At 72.8% G+C, this 17,544-nt stretch carries 15 protein-coding genes; 4 read left to right on the top strand and 11 right to left on the bottom strand.

Annotated elements, in window-relative coordinates; translation table 11 throughout:
- Position 1 precedes the first annotated feature (1 nt).
- Positions 2 to 781 (bottom strand): SDR family NAD(P)-dependent oxidoreductase, encoded by a 780-nt coding sequence (locus A4R25_RS21425; protein ID WP_082931086.1) that lies wholly within the window; start codon positions 779 to 781, stop codon positions 2 to 4.
- A gap of 287 nt (positions 782 to 1,068) precedes the next feature.
- Between A4R25_RS21425 and A4R25_RS21420 the strand changes: the two genes are divergently transcribed.
- Together A4R25_RS21420 and A4R25_RS21415 are read left to right on the top strand one after the other, a co-directional pair.
- The gene (locus tag A4R25_RS21420; protein ID WP_064447862.1) at positions 1,069 to 2,121 is read left to right on the top strand and encodes an acyl-CoA desaturase; all 1,053 of its coding nucleotides are present in this window, start codon (positions 1,069 to 1,071) and stop codon (positions 2,119 to 2,121) included.
- Between the two features lie 120 nt (positions 2,122 to 2,241).
- Positions 2,242 to 3,390, top strand: coding sequence for an FHA domain-containing protein (locus A4R25_RS21415; RefSeq protein WP_064447934.1), 1,149 nt, complete (start codon positions 2,242 to 2,244; stop codon positions 3,388 to 3,390).
- Positions 3,391 to 3,446: 56 nt separating this feature from the next.
- On the opposite strand, the gene rocD is transcribed toward A4R25_RS21415, so the two are convergent.
- The 5 genes from rocD to A4R25_RS21390 form a co-directional block, all read right to left on the bottom strand.
- Positions 3,447 to 4,661 (bottom strand): ornithine--oxo-acid transaminase, encoded by a 1,215-nt coding sequence (rocD, locus tag A4R25_RS21410; protein ID WP_181373782.1) that lies wholly within the window; start codon positions 4,659 to 4,661, stop codon positions 3,447 to 3,449.
- Positions 4,661 to 5,476 carry a dimethylargininase gene (gene ddaH, locus A4R25_RS21405; RefSeq protein ID WP_181373781.1) on the bottom strand — a complete coding sequence of 272 codons (816 nt, stop codon included), beginning with the start codon at positions 5,474 to 5,476 and terminating at the stop codon, positions 4,661 to 4,663. The genes rocD and ddaH overlap by 1 nt, the downstream gene beginning before the upstream one ends.
- A 289-nt stretch (positions 5,477 to 5,765) precedes the next feature.
- Positions 5,766 to 6,629 carry a DUF4190 domain-containing protein gene (locus A4R25_RS21400; RefSeq protein WP_064447861.1) on the bottom strand — a complete coding sequence of 288 codons (864 nt, stop codon included), beginning with the start codon at positions 6,627 to 6,629 and terminating at the stop codon, positions 5,766 to 5,768.
- A gap of 113 nt (positions 6,630 to 6,742) precedes the next feature.
- The gene (locus A4R25_RS21395) at positions 6,743 to 8,182 is read right to left on the bottom strand and encodes an RICIN domain-containing protein (RefSeq protein WP_064447933.1); all 1,440 of its coding nucleotides are present in this window, start codon (positions 8,180 to 8,182) and stop codon (positions 6,743 to 6,745) included.
- Positions 8,183 to 8,187: 5 nt separating this feature from the next.
- Positions 8,188 to 8,937: a cellulose binding domain-containing protein gene (locus tag A4R25_RS21390; RefSeq protein ID WP_064447860.1), complete on the bottom strand. Its 750-nt coding sequence runs from the start codon at positions 8,935 to 8,937 to the stop codon at positions 8,188 to 8,190.
- Between the two features lie 277 nt (positions 8,938 to 9,214).
- Between A4R25_RS21390 and A4R25_RS21385 the strand changes: the two genes are divergently transcribed.
- Positions 9,215 to 10,024: an Fpg/Nei family DNA glycosylase gene (locus tag A4R25_RS21385; RefSeq protein WP_064447859.1), complete on the top strand. Its 810-nt coding sequence runs from the start codon at positions 9,215 to 9,217 to the stop codon at positions 10,022 to 10,024.
- Position 10,025: 1 nt separating this feature from the next.
- Here A4R25_RS21385 and A4R25_RS21380 read toward each other — a convergent pair whose 3' ends face one another.
- The 5 genes from A4R25_RS21380 to A4R25_RS21355 all read right to left on the bottom strand — a co-directional run bounded on the left by A4R25_RS21380 (position 10,026) and on the right by A4R25_RS21355 (position 17,026).
- Entirely contained in the window at positions 10,026 to 10,898 is an 873-nt protein-coding gene (locus A4R25_RS21380) for an aminoglycoside phosphotransferase family protein (protein ID WP_064447858.1), read from the bottom strand.
- 545 nt (positions 10,899 to 11,443) lie between these two features.
- On the bottom strand, positions 11,444 to 12,748 hold the full coding sequence (locus tag A4R25_RS21370; protein ID WP_157539136.1) for a hypothetical protein: 1,305 nt from the start codon (positions 12,746 to 12,748) through the stop codon (positions 11,444 to 11,446).
- Between the two features lie 155 nt (positions 12,749 to 12,903).
- Positions 12,904 to 14,325: a WGR domain-containing protein gene (locus tag A4R25_RS21365; RefSeq protein WP_064447855.1), complete on the bottom strand. Its 1,422-nt coding sequence runs from the start codon at positions 14,323 to 14,325 to the stop codon at positions 12,904 to 12,906.
- Between the two features lie 131 nt (positions 14,326 to 14,456).
- On the bottom strand, positions 14,457 to 15,836 hold the full coding sequence (locus tag A4R25_RS21360; protein ID WP_064447854.1) for an FAD-dependent oxidoreductase: 1,380 nt from the start codon (positions 15,834 to 15,836) through the stop codon (positions 14,457 to 14,459).
- Between the two features lie 41 nt (positions 15,837 to 15,877).
- Positions 15,878 to 17,026 carry a glutamate--cysteine ligase gene (locus A4R25_RS21355; RefSeq protein WP_043328575.1) on the bottom strand — a complete coding sequence of 383 codons (1,149 nt, stop codon included), beginning with the start codon at positions 17,024 to 17,026 and terminating at the stop codon, positions 15,878 to 15,880.
- A gap of 185 nt (positions 17,027 to 17,211) precedes the next feature.
- Here A4R25_RS21355 and A4R25_RS21350 point away from each other — a divergent pair, with 185 nt between their 5' ends.
- Positions 17,212 to 17,487, top strand: a complete 276-nt coding sequence (locus A4R25_RS21350; protein ID WP_043328576.1) for a DUF6412 domain-containing protein — start codon at positions 17,212 to 17,214, stop codon at positions 17,485 to 17,487.
- The last annotated feature ends 57 nt before the right edge of the window (positions 17,488 to 17,544 follow it).

Genomic DNA, 17,544 nt, shown 5'->3' with positions numbered 1-17,544 from the left:
CTCACCTGATCGGCGAGCCGCCGTCGACCGGGATGGTGTGGCCGTGGATGAACGACGCGTCGTCGCTGGCGAGGAAGCAGACCGCGCGGGCGATCTCGTGCGGTTCGCCGTACCGGCCGGCGGGCGCCTGCATGGTCAGGTCGTAGAACGGGAAGTCGCTGGTGATCTCCGCGCCCTCGAAGGCGGCGGTCTTGATCACGCCGGGGCCGATGCCCACAGCGCGGATGCCCTGGTGGCCGTAGTCGTAGGCGATCTGCTTGGTGAGCCCGATGACGCCGTGCTTGGCGGTGGTGTACTCCGCGCCGACCTCGCTGGCGACCAGGCCGGACGCCGACGACACGTTGATCACGACACCCTTGCCGCGCTCCAGCATGTGCGGCAACGTGGCCTTTGTGGCGAGGAAGACGCCCTTCAGGTCGACCTCCATGACGCGGTCCCACTGCTTGTTCTCGATCTCCAGCAGCGGCACGTACGCGCCGAACACGCCGGCGTTGTTCACCAGCACGTCGATGCGCCCGTACGCGTCGAGGGCGGCGCTCACCATGGCGCGTACCGAGTCCTCGTCGGTGACGTCGGCCGCCACCGCCACCGCGTCGCCGCCGGCCTCCTTGACGCGGGTGACAGTCGCCTCGGCGCGTTCCAGGGAGAGATCGGAGACGACGACCTTCGCGCCTTCGGCGGCCAGCTCGACGCACATGGACATGCCGAGTCCGGAGCCGACCTGGTCGGGGCTGAAGCCGCCGCCCGTCACGAGCACCACCTTGTCTGTCAATCCACGCACCGTGATGTCTCCCGTCTGTCGATGACCGTGCGTCCGGCACGGCTGACCGTTCGGATGAACGGCACTCATCTTTACGTACAGATTAGCTGGTCAGAGGGGGTGCGCCCACCGATGCGTGGGCTCGCTGCGGTGTGACGAAGATCGTTTGCCCGGGTCCGGCCCGGCGGGGTAGGGACAGCACCACCCCCGAGCCGGGGGTCTGCGGGATTACCCACGGCGACGATCGTCGCCAGAATCGGTGACGGAGAGTCGCGTACGAGAGCGTGGCTCGCGCATCGGGGGGCGACATGACTTCTTCCACGTCGACGGAACCCGCGGCACGGCGGGGCAGCGACTACGCGCGGCTGTCCCGCCGCATCGCCGAGGCGGGACTGTTCGAGCGGCGGCCCGGCCGGTACGCGCTGCGGATCGCGCTCACGCTCGGCGCGTTCCTGGCCGGCTGGGCCCTGGTGGCGCTCGTCGGTGACTCGTGGTGGCAGGTGCCGCTGGCAGTGGTGATGGCGGTGGCCACCACACAGGTGGCGTTCCTCGGCCACGACGCCGGGCACCGGCAGATGTTCCGGCGGCGCGGGCCCAGCGAGGCGGCCGGGCTGGTCGCCGGCAACCTCGCCGTCGGGCTCAGCTACGGCTGGTGGGTCGACAAGCACAACCGCCACCACGCCAACCCGAACCACACCGACGAGGACCCGGACGTCGGCGCGGGCGCGCTGGTGTGGACGTACGAGCAGGCGAGCGCCACGCGCGGCCTGGGCCGGTGGATGGCCCGCCGCCAAGCGTGGCTGTTCTTCCCGCTGCTGCTGCTGGAAGGGCTGGCGCTGCACGTGGCGAGCGTGCGGGCGCTCGTCGACCGCGAACCGGACGGGCGGTGGCGGGTGCCGATGCGGCACCGCGCGGTGGAGGCGCTGCTGCTCGCCGCCCACGCCGCCGGCTACCTCGGTCTGCTGTTCGCGGTCATGTCACCGGCCAAGGCGCTGGTGTTCGCGGCCGTGCACCAGGGGCTGTGGGGCCTCTACATGGGCTGCTCGTTCGCCCCGAACCACAAGGGCATGCCGATGCCGACCGACGAGGACGGCCTCGACTACCTGCGTAAGCAGGTGCTCACCTCGCGCAACGTACGCGGCGGCCGGCTCGTCGACCTGGCGCTGGGCGGGCTCAACTACCAGATCGAGCACCACCTGTTCCCGAACATGCCCCGCGCCAACCTGCGCCGGGCCCGGCCGCTGGTGATGGCGTACTGCGCGGAGCAGGGCGTCCCGTACGCGGAGACCGGGCTGATCGAGTCGTACCGGCAGGCGCTGGCGCACCTGCACGACGTGGGCCGCCCGCTGCGCGCGGGCTGACCCGGCCGGCTGCCGGTAGGGTCGTCGCTTGGTGGAGGGCGCGCCACGGTGGTGGCGCGCGGCACGGCGGGGCGTACCACCCCGACCGCGTCACGGGACGACATCGTGCGGAGCTGCGGCATGAGATTCGAGATCAGCAAGGTGCTCGACGCCATCGAGGGACGGGTCTGCACCGATCCGTCGCTGGCCCGGGCCGTGGTCGACCTGGCCGAGGTCATCCGCTGGCAGAACCTGGACGGCGGTCGGCCGGCCAGCCTGCTGCGCCTCGGCATGGTCATCGACGCGCTGTCCCGGCAGATCGGTGAGGACAGCGTCCCGGTCTACGCGATCGTGCACCGGGCGCTGCTGTCCGACGCCGACCTGACCTCCAACGAGCGGATGGTGGTCCGCCGCTGGGCCGACGACGGCCTGGTGGAGGTGCTCGACCAGCCCGGTGACCGGATGCTGGAGGTGGCCGACCTGCTCGGCCTGCCGGTGCTCACCCGGGCCCGGCTGGACGGGCTGGTGGGCCGGTACCCGTGGCTCGGGCAGGCCGGGCGCGTGCTCGCCCCGGTGCCCGGCGCCGGTGGGCCGGTGTTCATCGCGCACGTCGGCGGCGGCCAGGACCCGGCCACCGGCAGCCGCTCACCGGCCGGCGTCAAGTTGCTCTCCCGGCAGTGGCGCTGCCCCGAACCGGGCTGCGCGCTGTTCGGCGGCGGCGGGGGCGGCGGCGCGTTCGCCGACCTGGCCGCCGTGGACCGGGCGCCGGCCGAGCAGCCGCCGCCCACGCTGCGCACCGGCGCCCCGACCTGCCCCCGGCACGGCGCTCGGCTCTCCGACGCCGGTCCGCGCCCGCGTACCGAGGTGCTCGCGGTGCGCATCGGCGGGCTGGTGCGCAAGCGGTTCGCGCTCACCGAGACCGAGCCGGTGCAGGTCGGCCGGGCGCCGGAGGGGCCGGGCGCGGTGACGCTGGGCCAGTGGCTCAACGACGAGGCCCGGCGCTGGATCAGCCGCAGCCACATCCGGCTGGAGCTGCGCGTGGGCGAGGTGGTGGTCACCGACACCAGCACCAACGGCTCCGGCGTACGCCCGGGTGGCTCGATGGCGGAGAACGAGCGGATCGCGCTGGCGCCGCAGCAGTCCCGGGTGCTCGCCGAGGGGGACCTGATCGAGCTGTACCCGGGCGTGCAGGTGGGCCGCGCCGCCAAGATGAGCAGCGACGCCACGTACACCCCGAACTCGGTGATGGCCGAGGCGCCGACGATGGCGATGCGGCTGCCACGTCAGTGACCCGCACGCGAAGGCGCCAGGACCGTCGCGGTCCCGGCGCCTTCTCGCGTACGGCCTCAGCCGGCCAGCACGGCGGCGAGCTGCGCCACCGCGTGGTCGATCTCCTCTTCGGTGATCACCAGCGGCGGGGCGAGCCGGATGGTCGAACCGTGCGTGTCCTTGGCGAGCACACCCCGCTCCATCAGCAGCTCGCACGCCTGCCGGCCGGTCATCAGCGCCGGGTCGATGTCCAGCCCGGCCCACAGGCCGCGACCGCGTACCGCCACCAGGCCCTTGCCGATCAGGCCGCGCAGGCCGGCGTGCAGCCGCTCGCCCAGCTCGGCCGAGCGGCGCTGGAACTCGCCGGTCGCCAGCAGCCGGACCACCTCGGTCGCGACCGCGCAGGCAAGCGGGTTGCCGCCGAACGTCGAGCCGTGCTGGCCCGGCTGGAGCACGCCCAGCACGTCGCGGTTCGCGGCCACCGCCGACACCGGCACGATGCCGCCGCCGAGCGCCTTGCCGAGCAGGTACATGTCCGGCTCGACGCCCTCGTGCTCGCAGGCGAACGTCGCGCCGGTACGCCCCAGGCCCGACTGGATCTCGTCGGCGACGAACAGCACGTTGCGCTCGGTGCAGACCCGGCGCACACCCGGCAGGTAACCCTCCGGCGGCACCACGACGCCCTGCTCACCCTGGATCGGCTCCAGCAGCACGGCCACCGTGTTCTCGTCGATCGCCTCGGTCAGCGCGGCCAGGTCGCCGTAGGGGACCACAGTGAAACCCGGGGTGTACGGCCCGAAGTCGGCGCGTGCGTCCTCGTCGGTGGAGAAGCTGACGATGGTGGTCGTACGGCCGTGGAAGTTGCCCTCCGCCACCACGATGTTGGCCTGGCCCGGCGTGACGCCCTTGACCTGGTAGCCCCACTTGCGGGCCACCTTGATGCCGGTCTCCACCGCCTCGGCGCCGGTGTTCATCGGCAGCACCAGGTCCTTGCCGCAGAGCGCGGCCAGCTCGCGGCAGAAGTCGGCGAACTGGTCGTGGATGAACGCGCGGCTGGTCAGCGTGAGCCGGTCGAGCTGCGCGTGCGCGGCCTCGATCAGCTTCGGGTGCCGGTGGCCGAAGTTCAGCGCCGAGTATCCCGCCAGGCAGTCCAGGTAGCGGCGGCCGTCCACGTCGGTCAGCCAGGCGCCCTCGGCCGACGAGATCACCACGGGCAGCGGGTGGTAGTTGTGCGCCGTGTGACGCTCCGCGTCCCGGACCGCGGACGGAGTCCGCAGCATGTCGTCGATGATCACTTGCTCGCCTTTCCCTGACGGAGTCGCAACGTGCAGCACTTCGGTCCGCCGCCGGCCTTGCGCAGCTCGGACAGGTCGATCCCGATGGTCTCGTAGCCCCGGTCGCGCAGCTTCGCGGCCAGGTCGGTGGCCTGCGCGGGCAGCACCACGTGCCGGCCGTCGCTGACCGCGTTCAGGCCCAGCACCTCGGCGTCGGCCATGGTGGCGTGGATCGCGTCCGGGAACAGCCGGCGCAGCACCGCCCGGCTGCCGGGGGAGAACGCCTCCGGCAGGTACGCCACGGTGCGCTCGTCGAGCACGGTGAGCGCGGTGTCCAGGTGGTAGAAGCGGGGATCCACCAGCTGCATGGTGACCACCGGGTAGCCGAAGACCTCCTGGAGCTGCGCGTGCGAGGCGTGCGCGGTGCGGAACCCGGTGCCGGCGAGCAGGTGGTCACCGGCCAGCAGGATGTCGCCCTCGCCCTCGTTGACGTGCTTCGGGTCGTACATCTCGAAGCCGGCGGCCTCGAACCAGGCCCGGTACGCGGGCGCCTCGTCGGCGCGCTGCGGGTCGCGGAACTGCACCGCCATGGCCTTGCCGTCGATCACGGTGCCGCCGTTCGCGGCGAAGACCATGTCCGGCAGGCCGGCGACCGGCTCGATCAGGTCGACCTCGTGGCCCAGGTCGAGGTACGTGCGCCGAAGCTGCTCCCACTGCCGGATCGCCAGGTCGGCGTCGACCGGGGCGGTCGGGTCCATCCACGGGTTGATCGCGTAGTCGACGGCGAAGTACGTCGGCCGGCACATCAGAAAGCGCTGGCGGATGGCGTCCATCGTCATGTCGTGCTCCCAGGGTCGGGCGCGCCCGGCCACCGTCGGCCCACGGGCTGGCGCCGTGGTCCAACGTTATGCGGCCCGGGTAGACGACATCCACCGCGAGAAGTTGCGTTGAGCAGCGAATCGTTGCGTTGAGCCAGTGGGCGGCGAACGATCGTTGCGTCGACGCCGGACACACTTCGGGGGCGGCGAACCGCCGCCCCCGAAAGAGGTGTTGCCCGGCCGGTGAACCACCGGAGCTGATCAGGCTGCCGACGCCCTGCGTCGGCGATCGGGACAGTGCCCGTCAGAACCAGTTGGCAAACTGTGAGTCGAGCCACTCGCGGAAGCGGCCCACCCAGTCGCCGTCGGTGGTCGGCCAGTCGAACTGGCCGGTCATCGCCACGATGCCGAGCACCACCGCGGCCAGGCCGACGGCGATGCCGATCAGCGCGTCGGTCTTGCCCGCCACGTGCCGGCGACGGGTCGCGATCAGGCCCAGCACCGCCAGCACCGCGCCGGCCGCGCCGACGCCGATGCCGTACCCGGCGAGCGTGCCGGAGAGCACGAACAGCGCCCCGACCACCGAGACGATCAGGCCGAGCGTGGCGAGCAGGCTGGCCCGGGGACGCTTCGTGGTGTACGGCTCCGGCCGGTCCACCCGACCGTCGCCGTCGGTGTCCGTACCGTCGGGGCGGCCGTCCCGGTCGAGGTCGGCGCGGCCGTCGCGGTCCAGGTCGGTGGTGCGCTCGGCGACGGGCGCCGCGCCGGCGGTCCGCGCGTCGGTCACCGGAACGGTCCGCGTGTCGGCGTCGACCCGGCGGCCGGTGACCGCACGCGCCGCCGCGCCCCGGTCCGCGGCCCGCCGCCGTGCCTCCGCCTCCCGCTCGTCGTCGGCCGCCACGGTCCGGCGGCCGGTCGTCGTGGTCGCCGTCCGGCCGTCGGTGGTGGCGTCGAGGTCGCGTGCGTCCCGGTCGGTCGCCGCGTCCCGGGCGCGCTCGTCGTCGGTGGCGGTGGCGGCGCTGCGGTACGTGGTCCGCTCCTCGTCGCGGTCGGTGACCACCGGCCGGTCGGCCGGCTGCTCGGCGGTCCGGTCGCGTTCGTCGACGACACCGTCGCCGTTGGTATCGGTACTGGTCGCCGGAGCGTTCCGGCGGGACAGGATCTTCACTGTGGCACCTCCTGATCCAGGCGCGGAGGCCGCGCATGACATGCAGGAAGTACCCAGGGGTGCCGAAATCGACACCCCTGGGCTCGCTCCGCACGCTCAGGCGTGCCGTCCGGTCACGCCACCGTGCGTGACCACTGCTGGTTGGTGCCCGAACCGCAGGTGTACTGCTGGACGTCCGCGCCGTCTCCGGTGCCGGCGTTGACGACGTCCAGGCACTTGCCGCTGTGCCGGGCCCGCAACTGGAACCAGCCGTCGCGCGCGGCCCACTGCCACTGCTGGTTGGCGCCGCTGCCGCAGGTGTACTGGATGATGTTGGCGCCGTCGGCGGTGCTCGCGCTGGCGACGTCGAGACACTTGCCGCTCGCGGCGTTGACGAGGCGGAACCATCCGCCGCCGGCGTCCTGGAACTCCCACCTCTGGTTCCCGCCGCCGTTCCAGCTCCACTGCTTGACCTCGGCGTTGTTCGCCGTGGAGCCGTTGATCACGTCCAGCACCCGGCCGCTGTGCCGGGCGGTGACGCGGTAGTACGCGGGCGAGTTGCCGGTGACGGTGCCCGCCGCCGCGTCGATGGTGACCGACGGGTACCAGGTCAGGCTCATGCTGGTGGCGGTCGGAAAGGCGATCGGCAGCCACACGTACTGGGAGTCGTTGGCCGGGCCGCCCCACGCTCCGGCCCACCTGTCACCCAGATAGAGGTAGCTGGTGCCGGACGTGCCCTGGATCGGCAGCACGAACGCCGGCTGCGAGTTGAACGTGGTGCCGTTGCCCACGTCGGTCCAGCCGCTCCACGGTCCCGAGATGCTCGGCGCGGTGGCGTACCGGGCCTGGTTCGGGCTCCACCCCGTCGCCCCCGACGTCAGCAGGAAGTAGGTGCTGCCCCGCTTGAACATCGCCGGCGCCTCGCGGTGCGCGCCGTCCCAGAAGTTGCCCACCAGGGTGGCCACGTTGAGGTAGTCCGACGTGAGCCGGTAGATGTTCAGGTCGTAGTTGTCGTCGGCGGCCGAGATCATGTACGCGGTGCCGTTGTCGTTGTAGAGCGTGATGTCCCGGGACATGTGCTGCCCGAGCGGCCGGAAACTGCCGTGATAGGTGTAGCTGCCGTCCACAGTGGCCGAGGAGGCGACAGCCGCCCGGGCCTCGTTGTAGTCGGACCCGTTCTCCTTGTGCATCCACATCACGAACCGGCCGGTGGCGGCGTTGTAGATGACCTTCGGCCGTTCGATGTTGGCGACCCGCAGCTCGGCCGCCGACGACTGGGTGAGCACGTTGTTGCGAAACTCCCAGGTGCGCAGGTCCGTCGAGCGGTAGACGGAGACCGCCCGGAACGTGTTGTCCGGGTTGCGGTTCTCGCCGAACCAGTAGTAGTAGTCGCCGACCTTGAGCACGCCGCCGCCGTGGGCGTGCACCACGGCGCCGCTCGTGTCGGTGAACTGGGTGCCGTTGGTGACTGTCACCGGCGCCGCCAGCGCGCCCGCCGCCGGTCCCAGCACCGTCGCCGCGAGAGCCACCGCGAGCGCCACCACGACCGCGCCGTACCGTGTCGTCCCTCGCACGGCTGTCACCTGCCGCACTTCGGCGTGATGGTGCCGGGCGTCGCGCCGGCCGCCACGAGCAGGCCGAACGTCGTCGAGCCACCCGGCGGCAGCGTTCCGTTCCAGGAGGCGTTGCGGACCGCGACGTCCTGGCCGGTGCCCTCCGCCACCCCACCCCAGACCGACTGGATGCGCTCGTCACCCGACCAGCGCCAGGAGACGAGCCAGCCCGGTGCCGGTTCGGCGCCGTCGTTGCGCACCGTCACCGTGGCGACGAAGCCACCGCCCCAGCTGGCGTCGATCGTGGCCGTCGCGGAGCAGGTTCCCGACGTCCGGGCCGGCCCGCCGATCACGTACGGGTCCCGTGTGCCGTGGGTGTCGCCGAACCGGAACCAGTAGTCGGTGTCGGGGGCCAGGCCGGTGACTGTCACCTTTCCCTGGCGCTCCGGCCCCGTGACGGCTTCGGCCACCGGGTTGCGCCACGCGGTGGCGTCCTCGCGGCTGGTGAAGAGGCTGACGAGGAGCGGCGGGTCGTAGCCGCAGGGCGGGCTGAGCACCATCCAGTAGGTGATGGTGACGCTGGTCGCGGTGGCCCCGGTCACCTGGCCGGTGACCGGTAGCGCCGGCGGGCAGGCGAAGGTGGGCGTGGGAGTGGGCGTCGCCGTGGCGGCGGCCGTCATCGCCGTGGCGGCGGGTGACTGGTCGGCACCGGCCGAGGCGGTCAGGCCGGTCAGGGTGAGGGTGGCGGCCAGTGCCGCGCCGAGCGTACGGAGCATGTGTCTCTCCCGAGCTGGGGGCGCCGGGGGCGGTCGGCGCCGGAGTGGTGGTGGACCGCGATGTCGCCGCCGTAGCGGCACGGCGGAGCGCCGGAGACGACTGCCCGGCACCGGGGTGGCACATCACCCCGCGCTTGTCCCTCCGGCGAGAGCGAGCGGCTCGCACTGGCTCCCGAGCGCTACCGCCGCCAGTCTTTCAGTCGACGAACATCGATTCAACGTCGTCTCAGGACCCGACGTCGCCGGCGGTCCGATCCGCTGGCTACGCTTGGTCGTTGTGCCAGAGGGACACACCATCCACCGCCTCGCCGCCCGGCACGCCGAGCTGTTCGCGGGCGACAAGGTGCACGCAGACAGCCCGCAGGGGCGCTTCGCCGAGGGCGCGGCCCGCCTCAGCGGCACCGTCCTGGACGGCACCGAGGCGTACGGCAAGCACCTGCTGCACCACTACGCCGGCGAGCTGACGCTGCACGTACACCTGGGTCTGTACGGGAAGTTCGCCGACGGGCCCGGGGAACCGCCGTCCCCGGTCGGGCAGGTGCGGCTGCGCCTGCACAGCGACCGGAACTGGCTGGAGCTGCGCGGCCCGACCGCCTGCGAACTGCTGACCCCGCCCGAGGTGACGGCGCTGCGCGAGCGGCTCGGGCCGGACCCGCTGCGCGCCGACGCCGACCCCGACCGGGCGTACGCGCGGATCCGCCGCAGCCCCACCCCGCTCGCCGCGCTGCTGCTGGACCAGTCGGTGGTGGCCGGCACCGGCCTGATCTTCGTGACCGAGGCGCTGTTCCGGGCCGGCCGGCCGCCGCTGCTGCCCGGCCGCGACCTGAGCGCGGCCGGCTGGGCCGAACTCTGGATGGACCTGGTGACGCTGATGACCCGCGCGGTCGAGCGGGGCCGGATCGACACGGTGCGCGACGCCGACCTGCCCGAGGTCACGGGCCGCGCGCCGCGCGTCGACCGGCACGGCGGCGAGGTGTACGTCTACCGCCGCCCCGGCGCGCCCTGCCACGTCTGCGGCACCGAGGTGAGCCGGGGCACGCTGGCCGGACGCAACCTGTACTGGTGCCCCACCTGCCAGGCGGGCTGACTCACATCTCGTCGAGCAGCCAGCGGGCCGCCTCGACGTTGCCGGGGAAGACCTGGTCGCCGCCGATGCACCAGGCCGCCGTCTGGCCGATCGCCCAGCCGCGTACCCGCTCCCGGTCCAGGCCCAGCTCGGCGCTGAGACGGTCGAGCCGGTGCCGGACCGCCGCGGGGGAGTGGCCCAGCTCGGCGCCGCGCACCAGCGGTACCACCGCGAACTCCCGCTCGCCGACCAGCGGCTTCGGGTCGATCACCAGCCACGGTTCGCGTCCCGCCGCCAGGATGTTGCCGGCGTGCAGGTCCTGGTTGACCAGCACCTGCTCACCCTGGCTCGGCGCCAGGTCGGCGAGCAGCCCGAGCGCGGCGTCCAGCAGCCGCCGCTCGTACGGGCGGTTGGCCTGCTGCCAGTTGCCCGGCATCCGCTCCGCCCAGCCGGCCGCCTCCTCGGCGAGCGAAGTGAACGGCGGTCCGGCCGGCACCCCGAGGCGGGGCAGCAGCTCGACCGCCACGTCGAGCGCGGCGTCGGGCGGCAGGCCGTACAGCGGGGTGCCGGGGTCGCAGCGCTCGACGAGCAACGCGCGCCGGCCCGGATCGTGGGCGAGCAGCCGGATCGCGCCCCGGCCGTCCCAGTGCGCCAACGCGGTGGCCTCGTGACGGCTGTCGTCGTCCGGGTACTGCAGCTTCAGCACCGCCCGCGTCCCGTCGGGCAGCGTCGCGGGCAGCGCCAGCGACGCGAACGCGTACCCGAACGGCGGCCCGACCGTCAGCTCCCACCGTGCGACGCACGTGGCGAGCCGGTCCGGCAGCTCCGCGAGCCAGGCCCGCCCGGCTTCCGTCCGCTCGACCCAGCGCAGGCTCTCAGGAATGTCACACCGCATCCGGTCATCCTGGCCGAGCGAGGCGACCGGCCGTGCACCGCGGCGTCCTCGACGCGCACGCCGACGAAGTGACGCTCATGGCCGTCCCGGCCCTCGCCGAGCGGCCTGACGAAGACGAGATGGATCAACCGGACGGTGCTCATCTGCCCGAGATCACCGCCGACGCCGGTCCCACCCTTGACGCATGCACGCCTCCCACCAGCTCGCCGAGGTGGCGGCATCATCAGCCTTGATCAACACCAGCTCGCCGAGGTGGTGGTGTCGCGGAGCCGTTGATGCCACCACCTCGGCGACCTGGTGTTGATCAAGCTGGGCCGTGGCTGTCAGTCGGCGGGCAGCATTCGGCACCCGGTGTTGACCAAGGAGTTCGCGTCACCGGAGCGCCAAAAATTCGCCGCAAACTCCTTGATCAACTGGCAGGAGTGGAGGGTTCGGCGCGGGACGTCAGGTGCCGGGTGTGGTTGGGGAAGGGGCGCCGGTGTGATCCGCGGTCAGGGGAGCCGGGCCGGGGCAGTCGTCGTGCCCGGCCCGGTGCCCGTCCGGATCTACCGTCCGTCCGGGGTCGGTCGGCGGCGGCGGGCCAGCAGCATCAGGCCGGCGCCGACGATCAGGAGAGCCCCGCCGCCAGCCACCAGCGGCGCGGTGGCGGGACCGGTGATCGGAAGCCCTCCGGTGCCTCCGCCTCCGACGGTGCCACCGCCTCCGCCGCCGCCCGGCGAGGGCTCGCCGCCGGGTGTCGACACGCGTACGGTGACCACCTCGGACACGCCGACCGTCGCCGGGTCTTCACTCGGGACGACTACGCGGTAGCGCAAGGTGCCGGGTGTCTTCGGCGTGATGGGGATGCGGTACGCGCCGCGGTCTCCGCTCGTCAGGTCGGCGGCCACCTTCCGCCACGTCCTGCCCTGGAGTTGCTGTAGTTCGATGTTCCAGCCGGCGTCGGGCTTCACCTCGCCGGTGATGGTGACTGTGGTGCCGGGCGTGACGGTGGTGCGGTTCGCTTTCGCCGTGACTGTCGGCTTCAGCCGGGGATGGTCTGCCGTGACGACGATGTAGGACGGTGCGACCCTCGAGTTGGACGGACGGGTGATGCCGACGCACTTGAGGTAGCTGTCGCCCTTCGGATAGGTCCGGGAGAACGTGCCGTCGGCCTTGGTGGTGCCGTTGGGCTCGCTGTGATATTCAACGCAGAGGTTGTCGGTGCCGAAGAAGATGGGCTGGTTACCGATGCCCTCGCCGGTGTCCTCGTAGTAGAACCGTCCCGCCACGGTCAGCGGTCCGTCACCGACCAGCGGGTTCGGGGTGAGACGCATGGTGACCGCGGGCCGGTGTGTGCCGGTGACCTCCAGCCTGGTGTCCGCCGAGGCGGGCGGGTCGACGTCGAGCCGGTTCCAGGCGGCGTCCGTCGCCACCAGACGGTGGACCTCCCAGGTGCCGTTCCAGGTCGACGGCACGTGGATCGTCGCGCTCCAGGTGCCGTCCTGCGGGGTGCCAGCGGTGAGCGACAACTCGGCGCCGTCGGTGCGGTCCGTGCCGACGAGGCGCAGACCGACGTAGGGCAGGGAGCCGCCGTCCATCTCGGAGGCCTCGACCACGCCGGTGTCGTCGGTCAGGTGCACCGTCACCGTCACCGGCACCAGGTCGACGCCCGAGACGGAGACCGCGTCGGGTGAGACCGTGACGTCCACCAGCACCGGTGGCGTCTGGTCCGCCGCGGCCGCAGGGGAAGGCGTGGCGGTTGCGGAGGGCGTGGCGGTTGCGGAAGGTGCGGCGGTTGCGGGCGGCGCGGCGACGAGGACACCGCCGGGCAGCAGGAGAAGAGCCGTCGCGGCCATGCGCCACACTCGCATGTCGGTGCCCCTTCCGAGGTTGACCGGTAACGGAGAGTTCTCCTGTCGGTACCGTACTCCGTCGATGTGTTGCCGGCTGCCCCGTCGGCCTGTCGATTCGCCGGGACGGTCGGCCGAGGACCCCGGCCGACCCGCCCTCCGACTCGGCCGGCGGCTCAGCGCAGCCGGCGGATGTCCCCGTACGCCCGGTAGAAGCCGCCCCGGCCGGACTCGCGGATCTCGGTGACCAGGAAGCGCGCGCCCGGCTCGCGGATGCCCTTGGGGAACTGCACCGGCCAGTCCCGCCGGTAGCCGTCGGCCAGAACGTGGACGCGCAGCCGGCCGCCCTGCTCGACGCACTGCACCAGCACGCCGTCGCGGTCGTCGGTGGTCACCTCGACGGAGGTCCAGGCGGCCGGCTCGGGCAGCCGGGCCGGCGCCTTCACGTCGACCACGTCCGGCACGCTGCCCGCCTCGGCCGCCCGGATCGCCGCCTCGCTCGCGTCGATGCAGGCTAGGTGGCCGCTCGTGGTGACCACGTAGAGCCGATTGTCGTGGTACTGCATCGAGTACGCCGAGCCGCAGCCGGTGCCCAGCTTCCACAGCCGGTTGCCGGCCTGGTCGAAGCAGTAGATCGAGGACGCGCTGTCGCCCGCGAACACGTACCGGCCGCCCTCGGCGGTGGCGCAGGAGAAGACCGCGGCGTCACAGCGGTACGTCTGCTCGGCCCGCCCGTCCTTGCGCAGGCGGACCACCTCGCGGGTGCCGGTGCCGGCGAACACGGCGTCCCGTTCCTGCCAGCCGAACAGGACCGCCCCGGTGCCGGTGTGCCACAGTTCCCGCCCGGTACGCCAGTCGTAGCCGGTGACCCCCTGCGAGTGGCCGTGGTAGATCGCGTCGGCGTCGCAGCGCACCATCCACGCGGACCGGCCGCGCCCCGGCCGGCGCCAGAGGAACTCGTCCTCGTGGTCGACCGCCGAGATGCCGCCGTCGCGATCGGACACGCCCAGCACGCCGTCGTGGATGTCCAGCCAGTAGATGTCGATCTCGGGCGCGATCGCGTACGCCGCGCGCGGCACCTTGCCGGACAGGTCGTAGACGTTGCCGTCGTCGCAGCCGGCGTAGACCCAGGCGTCGTCGGCGACGATGCACTTCACCCCGTCGGGGAGCCGGACCTGGTTGACCAGCCGGGCGTCGTGGTCGAGCGTGGTGATCACGCCGTGCTCGTTGCCGACCATGCAGTGCCGGTCGTCGACGAAGATGCCGAAGGCGGGCGCGCCCGAGGCGTACCGCCAGAGGACCGGCGCGGTGCGGGCGGTGGAGCGGGTGCTGACGATCTGCCGGCGCGAGACCGTGCGCTTCTGGCGTACGCCGCGCACCGCCGGGGCGTACCCCTTGCGGACCTTCTCGCCGATCTTCTTCGCGGCGGCGGCGCGGGCGCGGGCGTTGTCCGGGAAGGTGCTCGTCTTCACCTGGCCCTGGTCGCCGATGCGCCCGTAGCGCACGGTCATCGCGGTGTCGTCGACCACCACCTCGTAGAACTTGTGCGCTCCACCGTCCACTTCGGACAGTTCGAGGTAGGTCGTCTCCTGTGACATGGGGGTTTACCTCCGAGGGGAAGTGCCGGACCGGCAACGCGCACACGCTAACGCCGAGCACCGACAAACCCGGGTCTCGGTGTTAAGAAGGGGCCCTTCCTCTACCGGAGGCGTTAATAGGGGGCCCTTCCTTACACAGCGGCGGCGAGGGCGTCGACTGCCTTGCGGGCGGCGATCAGCACCGGGTCCCACACCGGGGCGTACGGCGGCGCGTAACCCAGGTCGAGCGCTGTCATCTCGTCCACCGTCATGCCGTTCCACAGCGCCACGGCGAGCGCGTCGATCCGCTTGGCCGCCTCGGACCAGCCGACGATCTGCGCCCCGAGCAGCCGCCCGCTGGGCCGCTCGGCGATCAGCTTGACGGTCATCGGACGCGAGCCGGGGTAGTAGCCGGCCCGGTTCGTCGACTGGGCCAGCACCGTGACGAACTCGAAGCCGGCGTCCAGCGCGTCCCGCTCGCGCAGCCCGGTGCGGCCCACCTCCAGCTCGCAGACCTTGGTGACGGCGGTGCCGATCACGCCGGGGAAGGTGGCGTAGCCGCCGCCGATGTTGATGCCGGCGACGCGGCCCTGCTTGTTGGCGTGCGTGCCGAGCGGGATGTGCACCGGCATGCCGCTGACCCGGTGCAGCGACTCCACGCAGTCGCCCGCCGCCCAGACACCGGGCACGCCGGGCACCCGCATCCGGCGGTCGGTCCGCACCGCGCCGGAGGGACCGATCGGCAGGCCGGCGGCCTCCGCGAGCGCGGTGTTGGGGCGTACCCCGAGACCCAGGACCACGACGTCGGCCGGGACCGGTCCCTCGTCGGTGACCACGGCGGAGATCCGGCCGTCCCGCTCCTCCAGCCCGGTGACGGTGAGGCCGGTGCGGACGCCGATGCCGGTGGCACGCATCGCGTCGGCCACCAGCTCGCCCATGTCCGGGTCGACGGTCGACATGGGTTGGTCGGCCTGCTCCACCAGTTGGACGGAGAGCCCGCGCTGCACGAGCGCCTCGGCCATCTCCACGCCGACGTAGCCGCCGCCGACCACCACCGCGCGCCGGGGCCGGGGCTCGCGTTCCAGCCAGTCGATCAGCGCCGCGCCGTCGCCCAGCGTCTGTACGCCGAACACGCCCGACACGTCGTCGCGCGCCCAGTCCGGCTGCACCGGGGACGCGCCGGTGGCGTACACCAGGGTGTCGAAACCGGCGCGGACCTCGCCGCCGCCGTCCAGGTCCCGCGCGATCACCTCGCGGCGGTCCAGGTCGACGGCGGTGACCTCGTGCCGGGTACGGACGTCGATGCCGAAGTCGTCGCGGAAGGTCTGCGGATCGCGGCTGATCAGCTCGTCCCGCTCCTCGACCAAGCCGCTCACCCAGTAGGGGATGCCGCAGGCCGAGTAGGAGGTGAAGTGCCCCCGCTCGAACGCGACGATCTCCAGGTCGGACCGGTCGCGGCGGCGGCGACGCGCCTGCGTCGCCGCCGACATGCCGGCGGCGTCGCCGCCGATGACGATCATGCGCTCCGCCACGCCGCCCATCCTGTCACGCCGGGACACGGCCGTGCGGCCGCTCAGCCACGGGTCTGGCGTGCCACGTCCGTGACCACGTCGACGAGCCGTCCGGTACGCGCGAACACCGCCCGCTGCCGGGCCGCTCCGCTGCCGTGCCGGCGCAGCCCGCCCAGCAGATCGGTCACCCGGTCCAGGTCGCCGTGCCGATCCAGTTCCGGGCGCAGCCGGTCGACGAGCCGGTCCAGCAGCTCCCAGGCCGGGCGCAGCTCACCGTCGGTGAGGTCGACGCCCTCGCCCTCCAGCCCGTCGTGGGCGGCCCGCCAGTGCGCCGCGACGAGCAGGTGGTGGTCGGTGTTGACGGCGGGACGGCCGGCGGCGATGTCGGTGAGGGCGGTCGCCACGAGCGCGCGGACCAGCGCGGCGACGAGCACCGCGTCGTCCACGGTCGGGCAGACGTCGCCGATCCTGATCTCCACGGTGGGGTACTTGGCGGAGAGCCGGGCGTACCAGTAGAGCATTCCCTCGTCCAGCATCACGCCGCTGGCGATGAGCTGCCGGATGAGCCGCTCGTAGTGCTCGTGCGACTCCAGGTACGGGGTGGGCGCGACCGACGGCCAGCGTTCCCACTCCACCGAGCGCCAGCTCGCGTACCCGGTGTCCTCGCTGCGGGAGAACGGGGAGTTCGCGGTGACCGCCTGCAGGATCGGCAGCCACGGCCGGACGTGGTTGAGCACCTGCACGCCGGTGTCCGGGTCGGGGATGCCGACGTGCACGTGCATGCCGTTGTTGCCGGGACCGGGCACCAGCAGCCGGAACCGCTCGATCATCCGGTCGAAGCGGGGCTTGTCCACCACCGGCGGCACCGGCCCGTCGACCGGTCCGGTGCCGATCGCGAGCAGCCGTACGCCGGCCCGCTCGGCCGCGTCGGCCAGTTCGGCGCGCAGCATCGACAGCGAGTGCCGGATCGAGGACAGGTCCAGCCCGGGCGGGCTGCCGATCTCGATCTGGCTGGTCTGGAACTCGCGCTCCACCTGACCGCGCAGCTCCGCCGGCACCTGCTCCATGACCAGGTCGACGGCGGGTACGGCGGTCCCGGTGTGCGGGTCGGCGAGCAGGAACTCCTCCTCGACGCCGACTGTCAGCAGGTCGGTTCCGCCCGACGCGGCGCTCCGCTCCCGCTCCGCCACTGAGCCGCTCATCGCCACCACCGTCTCCTCCGGACCACTCGCGGCACGGTGCCGCGTGGCCGAGGATCTGTTACCCACCGTGTCCGTTCCGGAAAACGTGCCGGTGGGCGTGTCGGCGCCGGTTCGCCCGTTCGGGTCGGTCGAGTGCGTTCGCGCACGGGGCAGCAGGGCGTGACACGGCGGGATACCGTGGTCGCGTGGCGGGGATGCTGGCGGTGCTGACGGGGGCGTGGGCGTACGCGCTCGCCCTGTTCGCCGACCGGCCGGCCGGGCTGCTCGCCGGCGCGGCGGTGGTCGCCGCGCTGCTGCTCGCCACCCTGCTCGCGCTGCGGGTCCGCGCGCTGCCCACGCCGCCCGGCACCCGGTTCGCCGCCGCGTTGCGGGCCCGCGCCCGCCGTCGCGGCGTTCCCCGCCAGGTCGACCCGAACGCGCCGGGGCGTCCGCGCCCCCGCGCCCCCGGCCTGCGCCCCTCGGCCGCGTAGCCACCCTCCGGCCCGCGCCGGCGGGCCGCCGTTTCCTTCCCGGCTTTCGCGGCCGAT

It is taken from the genome of Micromonospora sp. NBRC 110037 (assembly GCF_001652995.1).
Lineage (GTDB): Bacteria > Actinomycetota > Actinomycetes > Mycobacteriales > Micromonosporaceae > Micromonospora > Micromonospora chalcea.
Note: the sequence above shows the minus strand (reverse complement) of the source record. Positions and strands in the feature narration are given on the sequence as shown.